We start from the raw sequence: 13,052 nt of genomic DNA on the forward strand, positions 1-13,052 counted from the left end.
TTGCGTCGCGATCTGGCATCGTCGGTGTAAACCCCCGATGGTCTATGAGAGCCCACCTTATGACGCTGCTGTTCAAAGTCCCCGACGAGCGTGCATCGGCCTGGAAAGCCTTGTTCGCCGCACATGCACCGGATATCCCCGTGCGTTTCTGGCCGGACATCGGCGACCCGGCGCAGGTACGCTACTTCGCCGCCTGGCAGCCGCCAGCGGACCTGTATGACCGATTCCCCCAACTGCAGGTGGTCTTCGCCACATCCGCAGGGGTTGATCAGTTCGACCTTGCGCACGTTCCCGAGTCGGTCAGCGTAGTGCGCATGCTCGACCCTGGCATTGCCCAAGGCATCATCGAGTACACCGGCTTCGCCGTGCTCGCCCTGCATCGACAGATGCCGACCTATTTGCAGCAACAGCGCCAGAGCACGTGGAAAACTCACCCGCTGCTGGCTGCTGGCAAGCGCCGCGTGGGCGTCATGGGCCTGGGCAATCTGGGCCAGGCGGCCTTGAATGCGCTGCGGCCGTTCGGCTTTGCCCTGAGTGGCTGGTCGCGGACGCTCAAAACCCTGCCCGGTGTACAGTGCCATGGCGGCCGCGAGCAGTTGCCGGCCTTTCTCGGCAGCTGTGACATCCTGCTGTGCCTGTTGCCCTTGACCGCCGACACCGCCGGCATCCTCGATGCGCAGACTTTCGCCGCGCTGCCGACCGGCGCCAGTCTGATCAATCTGGGCCGCGGCGGTCATCTGGTGGAAGCCGACCTGCTGGCCGCGCTGGATTCAGGCCATCTGGGCCATGCAATCGTCGATGTGCTGGAAGAGGAACCACCGCGCAGCGACCACCCCTTCCTCAGCCACCCGAAAATCTGGCTGACGCCGCACATCGGCGCCATGACCGATCCGCACACGGCGTTCGAGGTGCTGCTAGAGAACATCCGCCGGCATCAGCGAGGGGAACCCATGGTAGGCCTGGTCGAGCCAGGCGCCGGGTATTAGCGGCGAGCGCAGGAGGACAGGATCAACTGTAGGAGCGGTCTTCGGCCGCGAAATGAGCACCGCAGTGTGCCAGTTGAGTCGCCGGAGGCCTTTCGCGGCCGCAGACCGCTCCCACGGATACAAAGTTATCTGTAGGAGCGGTCTTCGGCCACTTGACCGCTCTGCTTTCGGAATTCTCGAGGCACGCCTCAGTGCTTCTTCGGCGTGCTCGGATTGATCATCCGCGACAGGCCCAGGTTCTTCAGGGCCAGCTGCAGCGAGCTGTGGATAACTTGCGGGTTGTCGATCTTGCTCAACTGCGCCAGCAGCTCCTTGGCCTTGCTCAGGTTCACCTGGCGCAGCATCCACTTCACCTTCGGCAGGTTGGTGGCGTTCATCGACAGGCTGTCGAACCCCATGGCCATCAACAAGATCGCCGCCGCCGGATCGCCAGCCATCTCGCCACAGATACTCACCGGCTTGCCTTCGGCATGCGCCTCGGTGACCACATGCTGCAAGGCCTGCAACACGGCCGGGTGCAGGTAGTCGTAGAGATCGGCCACGCGCGGGTTGTTGCGGTCCACGGCCAGCAGGTACTGGGTCAGGTCGTTCGAGCCGACCGAGAGGAAATCGACCTGCCGCGCCAATTCCTTGGTCAGGTACACCGCTGCGGGAATTTCGATCATCACCCCCACCGGCGGCATCGGCACGTCGGTGCCTTCGTCGCGCACTTCGCCCCAGGCCCGGTGAATCAGGTGCAGGGCTTCTTCCAGCTCGTGGGTGCCGGAAATCATCGGCAGCAGAATGCGCAGGTTGTTCAGGCCCTCGCTGGCCTTGAGCATGGCGCGGGTCTGCACCAGAAAGATTTCCGGATGGTCAAGGGTCACGCGGATCCCGCGCCAGCCCAGGAACGGGTTTTCTTCCTTGATGGGGAAGTACGACAGCGACTTGTCGCCACCGATGTCCAGGCTGCGCATGGTCACCGGCAGCGGGTGAAAGGCCGCCAACTGCTCACGGTAGATCGCCAGTTGTTCCTTCTCGCTGGGGAAGCGCTGGTTGATCATGAACGGCACTTCGGTGCGGTACAGCCCCACACCTTCGGCACCGCGTTGCTGCGCACGGGCCACATCGGCCAGCAGGCCGGTGTTGACCCACAACGGCATGCGGTGGCCATCCAGGGTAATGCAGGGCAGCTCGCGCAAGGCGTCGAGGCCAAGCGCCAGTTGCCGCTCTTCCTCGACCACATCGGCGAACTGCTTGCTGAGAATGTCGCTGGGGTTGGTATAGACCTCGCCGTGGTAGCCATCGACGATCATCTTGATGCCGTCGACCTTGGAATACGGCAGGTCGACCAGGCCCATCACCGTCGGGATGCCCATGGCGCGCGCCAGAATGGCGACGTGGGAGTTGCCCGAGCCCAATACCGACACCAGGCCCACCAGCTTGCCTTCCGGCACCTCGCCGAGCATCGCCGGCGACAGTTCCTCGCTGATCAGGATGGTGTTGTCGGGGTAGACCAGGGTCTGCTGACGCGCCTCCTGCAGATAGGCGAGCAGGCGTCGCCCCAGGTCCTTGACGTCAGAGGCGCGCTCGCGCAGATACGCGTCGTCCATCAATTCGAAGCGGTTGACGTGCTCGGTCACGACGTGGCGCAGCGCACCCTGGGCCCACTGCCCGGTCTTGATCACGTTGGTCACTTCGCTACCCAGCGAGGCGTCGTCGAGCATCATCAGGTAGACGTCGAACAGGGCCCGCTCTTCAGGGCGCAGCTGCGTGGCGAGTTTCGCCGACAGGGTGCGCATGTCGTTGCGCACGCCTTCGAGCGCGTTCTGGAACAACGCCAACTCGGCATCGATGTCGCTGACGCTCTTGTCGGGCACCACGTCCAGATCGGCCGGCGGCAGCATCACCACCGCGGTCCCGACCGCCGCACCGGGCGAGCCGGGCACGCCGACGAAACGCGCTTCCTGGATGCCCTTGCCCTGACGTCCCAGACCACGGATCGAGCCGGTGGCTTCGGCATGGGCGATGACGCCCGCCAGTTGCGCGCTCATGGTGACCAGGAAGGCTTCTTCGCCCTCGTCGAACTGACGCCGCTCCTTTTGCTGGATCACGAGTACCCCCACCACACGCCGGTGGTGGATGATCGGCGTGCCGAGGAACGATGCGTAGCGCTCTTCACCGGTTTCGGCGAAGTAGCGATAGCGCGGGTGGCCGGCGGCATTTTCCAGGTTGAGCGGTTCTTCGCGCGTGCCCACCAGGCCCACCAGGCCTTCGTTGGGGGCCATGCTGACCTTGCCGATGGAACGCTTGTTGAGGCCTTCGGTGGCCATGAGGACGAAGCGGTTGGTTTCCAGATCCAGCAGGTACACCGAGCAGACCTGGCTGCCCATGGCTTCCTTGACGCGTTGCACGATGATCCCCAGCGCCGACTTGAGATCCTTGGCGGAGTTGACTTCCTGGACGATCTTGCGCAGCGTATTGAGCATGGCTCGGGGTCGAACTCCGTCGTCAGTCGCGCGAGAGAAGGCGCGGGGCTAGCTCTTTGAGCGCGCGTCTGTAGACCTCGCGCTTGAATGTCACCACCTGGCCCAGCGGATACCAATAGCTGACCCAGCGCCAGCCGTCGAACTCGGGCTTGCCGGTCAGGTCCATGCGCACGCGCTGCTCATTGGACACCAGGCGCAGCAGGAACCACTTCTGTTTCTGGCCGATGCACAACGGTTGGCTGTGCGTACGCACCAGGCGTTGGGGTAGACGATAACGCAACCAGCCGCGGGTGCAGGCAAGTATTTCAACATCCTGGCGTTCCAGCCCGACTTCTTCATTCAGCTCGCGGTACAAGGCCTCTTCCGGCGTTTCCTGAGGGTTGATACCCCCTTGCGGGAATTGCCAGGCGTCCTGATTGATACGCCGAGCCCATAGCACCTGACCGGCGTCATTGGTGAGAATGATGCCAACGTTAGGGCGAAAACCATCGGGGTCGATCACGGCAACAACCTCGTAAACGCATGTTCTGGCATTGTTCCACAAAGCCTGTGAAGGCAGCAACGACGCCGCGTAGCTTATGTGCACGCATGTGAAAAGTCCGTATTCTGTGGGCCTTTTCCTTACTTCATGCGAGTCATTTCATGCGCCTGGCCCTCTTCGACCTCGACAACACGCTGCTCGGCGGCGACAGCGACCATGCCTGGGGTGATTATCTGTGCACGCGCGGCATTCTCGATGCCGACACGTACAAGGCACGCAACGATGAGTTCTACGAGGATTACCTGGCAGGCCGCCTGGACCTGAACGCGTACCTGGATTTCACCCTGGAAATCCTCGCGGCGACCGATGTGGCGCAGTTGGATGAATGGCATCGGGAGTTCATGCGCGATTGCATCGAGCCCATCATGCTGCCCAAGGCCGCGGCCCTGCTGCAACGGCATCGCGATGCAGGTGACAAGCTGGTGATCATCACTGCTACCAACCGCTTCGTCACTGGCCCGATCGCCGCGCGGCTGGGTGTCGAAACCTTGCTGGCAACCGAAGTCGAAATGGTTGACGGCCGCTACACCGGGCACAGCTTCGACGTGCCCTGCTTCAAGGAAGGCAAGGTCACGCGTTTGAATCGCTGGATGGAAGAGAACGGCTACGACTTGCAGGACAGTTATTTCTACAGTGATTCGATGAACGACCTGCCCCTGCTGGAGCAAGTCGCCCACCCGGTGGTAGTCGACCCGGACCCGCGCCTGCACGAAGAAGCCAAACGCCGCGGCTGGAAAGAAATCTCCCTGCGCTGATACCCGCTGGAACGGCCATCTCCTGTGGGAGCGGTCATCGGCCGCGAAAGCCACACCGCGCTGTACCTGACAAACCGCAGCGCCCCTTCGCGGCCACGGACCGCTCCCACAGGATCGCTCCGCAGCGGGTCTCAGGCAGGCTTGGTCACCATCAAGCCGATGATCGACAGCAACACCACTACGGCCACCGCCGCGATGATCAGCACATTGCGGCGCTTGGCCGCGATCACGCCTTCGTTCAACCCAGTCGCGAAACGCAGGCGGTTAACCCGGTTGATCAGCAGCAACCAGACCCCACCGCCGATCACATACAGCACCGCGGCGGTGAGAATCCAGGTTTGCCCCAAAGGCCAGCCCACTCTGTGTACCAGCCACCATCCCGTGACGGGAAAGCTCACCAGGCTCAGGGCCATGACCAGCCAGGCATACACCCAGGGCCGTTGCAGGGTGCTGGCGAACGGTAGCCGGTCGCCGCCCTTCCAGCTGCGCCAGGCTCGGTAGATGACGGCCGCCACGCTGCCCAGCAGCACAACGGTGGCGGCGACGTGGAATATTTTCAGAACCGCCAGGCTTTCCATGACGCGTGATCCTCGTGGGCCATTACGATGCATCATCGACAAGCGTAGCAGCCATCGAGTTCAGCACAGCGAGACCTGACCCTGAAACAACTGATACACCCACTTACCTTATGGGAGCGGGCTCTGCCCGCGAATGACACCCCGCAGACCCAAGCCGGTGCACCGCATCACTACCCCAGGAACAACTGGTACGCCGGATTATCCGTTTCATCCCAGAACGGGTAGCCGATCTCGGCCAGCGCGCCGGCCACCAGATGGCGTTCATCCTCGGGCACCTGCAACCCAGCCACCACACGCCCATCGGCGGCGCCATGGTTGCGGTAGTGGAACATCGAGATGTTCCAGCGCCCGCCCAGCTTGTCGAGAAAGTTGAACAGCGCGCCCGGACGCTCGGGAAATTCGAAGCGCAGCACCATCTCGTCACTGACCCTGACCGCATGGCCGCCGACCATATGGCGAATGTGCAGCTTGGCCAGTTCGTTGTCGGTCAGGTCCAGCACCGGGAAGCCATGCGCCTCGAGGGTCTGCAGCAGCACCGCGCGCGGGTCCCGCTCGGGATGGGTCTGCACCCCGACGAAAATGTGCGCTTCATGGCCGGTGTGGTAGCGGTAGTTGAATTCGGTGATCTGGCGTTTGCCGACGGCCTCGCAGAACGCCTTGAAGCTGCCCGGACGCTCGGGGATGGTCACCGCAATGATGGCTTCGCGGCCCTCGCCCAGCTCGGCTCGCTCGGCCACGTGGCGCAACCGATCGAAGTTGACGTTGGCGCCCGAATCGATCGCCACCAGGGTCTGCCCCGACACGCCTCGGGCCTCGACGTACTTCTTGATCCCGGCGACCCCGAGAGCACCCGCAGGCTCGGTGATCGAACGGGTGTCGTCGTAGATGTCCTTGATCGCCGCGCAGATCTCGTCGGTGCTGACGGTGATCACCTCGTCCACATGGTCCTTGCAGATCTCGAAGGTGTAGTGACCGATCTGCGCCACCGCCACGCCATCGGCGAACAGCCCGACCTGCGGCAGCACCACGCGCTCCCCAGCGCGCATCGCCTGCTGCAGGCAGTTGGAATCGTCCGGCTCGACGCCGATGACCTTGATGCCCGGCCGCAGGTATTTGACGTACGCGGCAATGCCGGCGATCAGCCCGCCGCCGCCCACCGGTACGAAGATCGCGTCGAGGTCACCCGGATGCTGGCGCAGAATCTCCATGGCCACCGTGCCCTGCCCGGCAATGGTATAGGGGTCGTCGTAGGGATGGATGTAGACCATGCCCTGCTCTTCTACCAGCTTGAGCGAATGCGCCAGGGCCTCGGCGAACGAATCGCCATGCAGCACCACGATGCCGCCGCGCGAGCGCACACCCGCGATCTTGATTTCGGGCGTGGTGTTGGGCATCACGATGGTGGCTTTGATGCCCAACTCGCGCGCCGCCAGCGCCAGGCCCTGGGCATGGTTGCCGGCCGACGCGGTGACCACGCCGCACGCTGCTTCCTGCGCGGTGAGCTGCGACAGCTTGTTGTACGCGCCGCGAATCTTGAACGAGAACACCGGCTGCAGGTCTTCGCGCTTGAGCAGAATCTTGTTGTTCAGGCGCTCGGACAGCTGCCCGGCGGGCTGCAAAGGGGTTTCCACCGCGACGTCGTAGACGCGCGAGGTGAGGATCATCTTTACGTACTGTTCGAGCATGGCAGACATCACTGACGATAACGGGCGGGACCGACGAGTCTAAGCCAACGCCCACCGCAAAACCAAGGTTTTGCCCTTATAATGCGCGCCTTCGGGGCCGCAATCATCAGAGCCCCAACTGCCGCTGCGGAGCTCGCATGACCCAGGACCAACTCAAACAGGCCGTCGCCCAGGCTGCCGTGGATTTCATTCTGCCCAAGCTGGGTGAAAAGAGCGTTGTCGGTGTCGGCACCGGTTCCACCGCCAATTGCTTCATCGATGCGCTGGCCCAGCACAAGAGCGCATTCGACGGCGCCGTGGCCAGCTCCGAGGCAACCGCTGCGCGGCTCAAGGGCCATGGCATCCCGGTGTACGAACTCAACGGCGTCGGTGACCTGGAGTTCTATGTCGACGGCGCCGATGAAAGCGATGAGCACCTGAACCTGATCAAGGGCGGCGGCGCCGCGCTGACCCGCGAGAAAATCGTTGCGGCCGTGGCCACCACCTTCATCTGCATCGCCGACGGCAGCAAGCTGGTGCCGGTATTGGGCGAGTTTCCATTGCCGGTGGAGGTCATTCCCATGGCCCGCAGCCACGTCGCCCGCCAGTTGGTGAAGCTGGGCGGCGACCCGGTCTATCGCGAGGGTGTGGTGACCGACAACGGCAACATCATCATTGATGTGTACAACATGCAGATCACCGACCCGGTGGCGCTGGAAACGCAGATCAATGCCATCGTCGGCGTGGTCACCAACGGCCTGTTCGCCGCCCGCCCGGCCGATGTGCTGCTGCTGGGCACCGCCGAAGGCGTCAAGACCCTCACCCGCCCCGCCTGATCCTCGATTACGGGAGCGGGGCGGGCGGCGAGCCCTCTGCCCGCGAAAAATACACTGCGGTACACCTGATACACCGCAGCGCGCCCTTCGCGGCCACGGACCGCTCCTACGGGAATCACCGCATGCCCCCCCGTAGGAGCGGTCATCGGCCGCGAAAAACACACTGCGGTACACCTGACACACCGCAGCGCGCCCTTCGCGGCCACGGACCGCTCCTACGGGAATCACCGCATGCCCCCCCGTAGGAGCGGTCATCGGCCGCGAAAAATACACTGCGGTGTGCCTGACACACCGCAGCGCCCCCTTCGCGGCCACAGGCCGCTCCTACATGACATGACTGCGGTAAAAAACACATCTATCCATATTCCCAATCGTTAGTTCATTTAAATTTAACAAACGATTAGGGTATATACACCGGACCACCGGACCTGCGTACACCAAAGCAAGGCGACATACGCCGTGCATGACGTGAGGACGGTATGGTCACCCACTCGATTTCCCTCGAACACTCTCAACCCACCCCGGCCGACAACGGCCCGGCACTCGTGCCTGCGCAGATACTGCGCAGTGACCTCGACGCGCTCGACGCCGCGCGAGCCCTCGCTGCCAGTGCCCGTACCCATGCCGCCGGGCGCGACCAGCGACGCGAACTGCCCTGGCAACTGATCGAGCAATTCAGCGCAAGCGGCCTGGGCAGCATCACCGTGCCACGCGCCTTCGGCGGCCCGGACGTCAGTTTCGAGACCCTGGCCGAAGTATTTCGCCTGATCAGCGCCGCCGATCCGGCCCTGGGGCAGATTCCGCAGAACCATTTCGGCATCCTGCAGATGCTTCGCGGCACTGCCACCGCGCACCAGCAGCAGACGCTGTTCAGCGCCGTGCTGCAAGGCGCACGCATCGGCAATGGCGGCCCCGAACGCGGCACTCGCAACACCCTGGAGATCAAGACTCGCATCGTCCGCGACGGAGACGACTGGCAGATCAGCGGACAGAAGTTCTACTCCACCGGCGCGCTGTTCGCCCACTGGGTGGCGGTCAAGGCCGTGGATGAGCACCAGCGCCTGGTCATGGCCTTCGTGCGGCGCGGCACGCCCGGCCTGCGCATCATCGACGACTGGTCCGGCTTCGGCCAGCGCACCACCGCCAGCGGCACTGTGGTGCTGGAACACGTGCAGGTGCCCGACACCCATGTCGTGGAGATCTGGCGCCAGGCGCAACAACCGAACATCCAAGGCGCCGTATCGCAATTGATGCAAGCGGCCATCGACGCCGGCATTGCCGCTGCGGCAATCGACGACACCATCGCTTTCGTCCGCGAGAAATCCCGCCCGTGGATCGATGCCGGGGTCGAGCGCGCCAGCGACGATCCTTTCGTGATCGCCGACATCGGTCGCCTGAAGCTGGAGCTGCACGCGGCCCAGGCACTGCTGCGCAAGGCCGCGCGCGTGCTCGACCAGCTCGGCCAGGCGCCGCTGGACGCCGCCCTTGCCGGGCAAGCCTCGATCGCCGTAGCCGAGGCCAAGGTGATCACCACCGAAATCGCCCTGCACGCCAGCGAAAAGCTCTTCGAACTGGCCGGCAGCCGCGCCAGCCTCGCCGAGTTCAACCTCGACCGTCACTGGCGCAACGCCCGCGTGCACACCCTGCACGATCCCGTGCGCTGGAAATACCACGCCGTCGGCGCCTACCACCTGAACGGCAGCCTGCCTGCGCGCCATTCCTGGATTTGACCAGACCGCTGGAGATCAGCATGAGCTCATTGCCCCACCCCCTCGACGGCGTCGCACGTATCGCCAACGACCAGCAGGCCCTCGACGTTGCCCGGCAGCTGGCCCCGCGGTTGCAGCACGACAGCGCCCTGCGCGACCGCGAACGGCTGCTGCCCCATAGCGAACTGGCGCTGTTCTCGCGCTCCGGCCTGGGCGGCATCAGCGTACCCAAGGCATTCGGCGGTGCCGGCGTGTCCAACGTGACCCTGGCCCAGGTCATCGCCCTGCTGGCCGCCGCCGACGGCTCGCTGGGCCAGATCCCACAGAATCATTTCTATGCCCTGGAAGTGCTGCGCATCAACGGCAGCCCGGCGCAGCAACAGCGCCTGTACGCCGACGTGCTGGCAGGCCAGCGGCTGGGCAACGCCCTGGCGGAACTGGGCACGCGAACCGCCCACGACCGCACCACGCGCCTGACCCGCGACGGCGACGGTTACCGCATTCATGGCCGCAAGTTCTACGCCACCGGCGCGCTGTATGCCCAGTGCATTCCTACGTCGGTGATCGATGAACAGGGCGTACAGCAACTGGCCTTCGTGCCCGCCGACAGTGCCGGGGTCGAGGTCATCGATGACTGGAGCGGCTTCGGCCAGCGCACCACGGGCAGCGGCTCGGTGGTGTTCGACAATGTCTGGGTCAGCGCCGACGCCATCGTGCCGTTTCAAAGCGCGTTCGAACGGCCCACAACGATCGGCCCGTTCGCGCAGATCCTGCATGCCGCGATCGACACCGGCATCGCGCGCGGGGCGTTCGAGGACGCCTTGCAGTTCGTCCGCACCCGCACTCGGCCATGGATCGACGCTACCAGTGACAAGGCTGTAGAGGATCCGCTGTCACTCAAGAGCTTCGGTCATCTGGCAATCCGTCTGCATGCTGCCGAAGCCTTGCTCGAGCGTGCCGGCGAGGTGCTGGACAAGGCGCAGGCCGAGCCCACCGCCGAAACCGTCGGCGCCGCCTCGATCGCCGTGGCCGAAGCCCGCGCGCTCAGTACCGAAATTTCCCTGGCCGCCGGCAGCACCCTGTTCGAGCTGGCCGGCAGCCAGGCCACCCTGGCCGAGCACGGCCTCGACCGGCATTGGCGCAATGCCCGCGTACACACCCTGCACGACCCTGTGCGCTGGAAGTACCACGCCATCGGCAACTACTACCTCAACGACCAGCTGCCACCGCGCCGGGGGACGATCTGATGAGCAAGAAGCAGATCCTGCTCAACGCCTTCAACATGAACTGCGTGGGCCACATCAACCACGGCCTGTGGACTCATCCACGAGACACCTCGAGCCAGTACAAGACGCTGGAATACTGGACCGAATTCGCCCAGCTGCTGGAGCGCGGCCTGTTCGACGGCCTGTTCATCGCCGACATCGTCGGGGTCTACGACATCTATCAGGACTCGGTCGACGTGACGCTCAAGGAGTCGATCCAGCTGCCGGTCAACGACCCGTTGCTGCTGGTCTCGGCCATGGCCGCGGTTACCCGCCACCTGGGTTTCGGCCTGACCGCCAACCTGACCTACGAGGCGCCGTACCTGTTCGCCCGGCGCCTGTCCACGCTCGATCACCTGACCCGTGGCCGGGTGGGCTGGAACATCGTCACTGGCTACCTGGACAGCGCCGCCAAAGCCATGGGCCTGACCCAGCAGGTGGAGCACGACCGCCGCTACGATCAGGCCGACGAATACCTGGAAGTGCTCTACAAACTCTGGGAAGGCAGCTGGGAAGACGATGCCGTGATCGAGGACCGCGAACGGCGTATCTACGCCCAGCCGGAAAAGGTCCACAAGGTAGAGCATGAAGGCGAGTTCTACCGGGTTCAGGGTTACCACCTGTGCGAACCCTCACCGCAGCGCACGCCGCTATTGTTCCAGGCCGGCAGTTCGGCACGCGGCCTGCAGTTCGCCGGTCAGCATGCCGAATGCGTGTTCATCAGCGGACAGAACAAGCAGGCCACCCGCGCCCAGGTGGACAAGGTCCGCGACGCAGCCCGCGCGGCCGGCCGCGATCCTCAGGCCGTGAAGGTCTTCATGGGCATCACGGTCATCGTCGCCGCCACCCAGGCGCAGGCCCGGGCCAAGCATGACGAGTACCGCAGCTACGCCAGCGCCGAGGCCGGTGTCGCCCACTTCGCCGCCTCCACGGCAATCGACTTCGCCCGCTATGAACTCGACGAGCCCATTCAGTACATCAAGGGCAATGCCATCGAGTCGGCCACCAAGACCCTGCAGAACCACGACTGGACCCGGCGCAAGCTGCTCGACCAACACGCCTTGGGCGGGCGCTACATCACCTTGGTCGGTGACCCGGAACAGGTCGCCGACGAACTTGAAGCCTGGATCGCCGAGACCGGCCTGGACGGTTTCAACCTGACCCGCACGGTAACCCCGGAAAGCTACGCCGACTTCATCGACCTGGTGATTCCCGTGCTGCAGGCGCGCGGTTCCTACAAGACCGCCTATGCCCAGGGCACGCTGCGCGAAAAGGTCTTCGGCCAAGGCCCCGGGCTGCCTGAAGGGCATGCCGGATTCAGTTACAAGCGCGGTGCCTGATCGGGCCTCTTCGCGGGAAGCCCGCTTCCACAATCAACGAGCGCACGCTCATGTGGGAGCGGGTTCTACCCGCGAAGAGGCCACCCCAAACAACACAAAAAATCACTGGAAATCCAACATGCTCAAACACACCTTGCTGCTCGCCCTCACCCTCCTCACCGGCGCAGCCCATGCCGCCGATGACAAGCCTCTCATCGTCGGCACCACCGCCGCCTTCGCCATCCCCCTGGAAAGCGCCGTGGAGGAAGCCAAGAAACAGGGCCTGACCGTCAAGCTGGTGGAATTCACCGACTGGATCGCGCCCAACGTCAGCCTGGCCGCCGGCGACATCGACGTGAACTACTTCCAGCACATGCCGTTCCTGGAAAACGCCAACACCCAGGCCGGCACTGACCTTGTGCCCTATGCGCCGGGCATCATCAACAACGTCGGCCTGTATGCCAAACGCTATAAAAGCTTCGACGAACTGCCCAAGGGCGCGACCGTCGCCATTGCCAATGACCCGATCAACAGCGGCCGAGGCCTGCAACTGCTGGCCAAGGCCGGATTGATCACCCTCAAGCCGGGCGTGGGCTACAAGGCCACCGAAGAGGACATTCTTACCAACCCGAAAAACCTGAAGATTCTCCAGGTCGAGGCGGTGCAGCTGGTGCGTGCCTACGACGACGCCGATCTGGTGCAGGGCTACCCGGCCTACATTCGCCTGTCCAAGACCTTCGACGCAGGCTCGGCGCTGCTGTTCGATGGTCTGGATCATCCTGAATACGTCATCCAGTTCGTGATCAAGCCCGAGCGCAAGGACGATCCACGCCTGGCCAAGTTCATCGACATCTACCAGCATTCGCCAGTGGTGCGCGCCTCGCTCGACAAGGTCAACGGCAAGCTCTACCAAGTCGGCTGGAAGGAGTGA

The 13,052-nt window shown here is 64.0% G+C and carries 11 protein-coding genes; 7 read left to right on the forward strand and 4 right to left on the reverse strand.

The window, feature by feature from the left end:
- Nucleotides 1-59 precede the first annotated feature (59 nt).
- Nucleotides 60-986 (forward strand): 2-hydroxyacid dehydrogenase, encoded by a 927-nt coding sequence (locus IFT57_RS26035; protein ID WP_192153158.1) that lies wholly within the window; start codon nt 60-62, stop codon nt 984-986.
- Between the two features lie 188 nt (nt 987-1,174).
- On the opposite strand, the gene ptsP is transcribed toward IFT57_RS26035, so the two are convergent.
- Together ptsP and IFT57_RS26045 are read right to left on the reverse strand one after the other, a co-directional pair.
- The gene (gene ptsP, locus IFT57_RS26040) at nt 1,175-3,454 is read right to left on the reverse strand and encodes a phosphoenolpyruvate--protein phosphotransferase (protein ID WP_122714414.1); all 2,280 of its coding nucleotides are present in this window, start codon (nt 3,452-3,454) and stop codon (nt 1,175-1,177) included.
- Nucleotides 3,455-3,476: 22 nt separating this feature from the next.
- Complete coding sequence (locus IFT57_RS26045) at nt 3,477-3,956, reverse strand: RNA pyrophosphohydrolase (RefSeq protein WP_043191776.1); 480 nt, start codon at nt 3,954-3,956, stop codon at nt 3,477-3,479.
- A gap of 140 nt (nt 3,957-4,096) precedes the next feature.
- On the opposite strand from IFT57_RS26045, the gene IFT57_RS26050 reads away from it, so the two are divergent.
- Nucleotides 4,097-4,750 carry a histidinol-phosphatase gene (locus tag IFT57_RS26050; protein WP_192153145.1) on the forward strand — a complete coding sequence of 218 codons (654 nt, stop codon included), beginning with the start codon at nt 4,097-4,099 and terminating at the stop codon, nt 4,748-4,750.
- 131 nt (nt 4,751-4,881) lie between these two features.
- Here the strand turns inward: IFT57_RS26050 and IFT57_RS26055 are convergent, their stop codons facing one another.
- Together IFT57_RS26055 and ilvA are read right to left on the reverse strand one after the other, a co-directional pair.
- Nucleotides 4,882-5,328 carry a DUF2269 family protein gene (locus tag IFT57_RS26055; protein WP_122714411.1) on the reverse strand — a complete coding sequence of 149 codons (447 nt, stop codon included), beginning with the start codon at nt 5,326-5,328 and terminating at the stop codon, nt 4,882-4,884.
- Nucleotides 5,329-5,498: 170 nt separating this feature from the next.
- A complete protein-coding gene (gene ilvA / locus IFT57_RS26060; protein WP_122714268.1) occupies nt 5,499-7,013 on the reverse strand; it encodes a threonine ammonia-lyase, biosynthetic in 1,515 nt (504 codons plus the stop codon).
- A 137-nt stretch (nt 7,014-7,150) separates the two neighbouring features.
- Here ilvA and rpiA point away from each other — a divergent pair, with 137 nt between their 5' ends.
- From rpiA to IFT57_RS26085, 5 genes are all read left to right on the forward strand, one after another.
- Nucleotides 7,151-7,828, forward strand: a complete 678-nt coding sequence (rpiA, locus tag IFT57_RS26065; protein ID WP_122714267.1) for a ribose-5-phosphate isomerase RpiA — start codon at nt 7,151-7,153, stop codon at nt 7,826-7,828.
- A 479-nt stretch (nt 7,829-8,307) separates the two neighbouring features.
- A complete protein-coding gene (locus IFT57_RS26070) occupies nt 8,308-9,558 on the forward strand; it encodes an SfnB family sulfur acquisition oxidoreductase (protein WP_192153146.1) in 1,251 nt (416 codons plus the stop codon).
- 20 nt (nt 9,559-9,578) lie between these two features.
- Nucleotides 9,579-10,784, forward strand: a complete 1,206-nt coding sequence (locus IFT57_RS26075) for an SfnB family sulfur acquisition oxidoreductase (protein ID WP_192153147.1) — start codon at nt 9,579-9,581, stop codon at nt 10,782-10,784.
- Nucleotides 10,784-12,142 carry an LLM class flavin-dependent oxidoreductase gene (locus IFT57_RS26080; RefSeq protein WP_192153148.1) on the forward strand — a complete coding sequence of 453 codons (1,359 nt, stop codon included), beginning with the start codon at nt 10,784-10,786 and terminating at the stop codon, nt 12,140-12,142. The genes IFT57_RS26075 and IFT57_RS26080 overlap by 1 nt, the downstream gene beginning before the upstream one ends.
- A 118-nt stretch (nt 12,143-12,260) precedes the next feature.
- Nucleotides 12,261-13,052 (forward strand): MetQ/NlpA family ABC transporter substrate-binding protein, encoded by a 792-nt coding sequence (locus tag IFT57_RS26085; protein WP_122795841.1) that lies wholly within the window; start codon nt 12,261-12,263, stop codon nt 13,050-13,052.

Source organism: Pseudomonas sp. CFBP 13719 (genome assembly GCF_014842095.1).
GTDB lineage: Bacteria > Pseudomonadota > Gammaproteobacteria > Pseudomonadales > Pseudomonadaceae > Aquipseudomonas.

Bases quoted from the DNA above. Each gene is read 5' to 3' on its own strand.
- IFT57_RS26035 (WP_192153158.1), top strand. From the start codon at position 60: ATGACGCTGCTGTTCAAAGTCCCCGACGAGCGTGCATCGGCCTGGAAA.
- ptsP (WP_122714414.1), bottom strand. From the start codon at position 3,454: ATGCTCAATACGCTGCGCAAGATCGTCCAGGAAGTCAACTCCGCCAAG.
- IFT57_RS26050 (WP_192153145.1), top strand. From the start codon at position 4,097: ATGCGCCTGGCCCTCTTCGACCTCGACAACACGCTGCTCGGCGGCGAC.
- IFT57_RS26055 (WP_122714411.1), bottom strand. From the start codon at position 5,328: ATGGAAAGCCTGGCGGTTCTGAAAATATTCCACGTCGCCGCCACCGTT.
- ilvA (WP_122714268.1), bottom strand. From the start codon at position 7,013: ATGCTCGAACAGTACGTAAAGATGATCCTCACCTCGCGCGTCTACGAC.
- rpiA (WP_122714267.1), top strand. From the start codon at position 7,151: ATGACCCAGGACCAACTCAAACAGGCCGTCGCCCAGGCTGCCGTGGAT.
- IFT57_RS26070 (WP_192153146.1), top strand. From the start codon at position 8,308: ATGGTCACCCACTCGATTTCCCTCGAACACTCTCAACCCACCCCGGCC.
- IFT57_RS26075 (WP_192153147.1), top strand. From the start codon at position 9,579: ATGAGCTCATTGCCCCACCCCCTCGACGGCGTCGCACGTATCGCCAAC.
- IFT57_RS26080 (WP_192153148.1), top strand. From the start codon at position 10,784: ATGAGCAAGAAGCAGATCCTGCTCAACGCCTTCAACATGAACTGCGTG.
- IFT57_RS26085 (WP_122795841.1), top strand. From the start codon at position 12,261: ATGCTCAAACACACCTTGCTGCTCGCCCTCACCCTCCTCACCGGCGCA.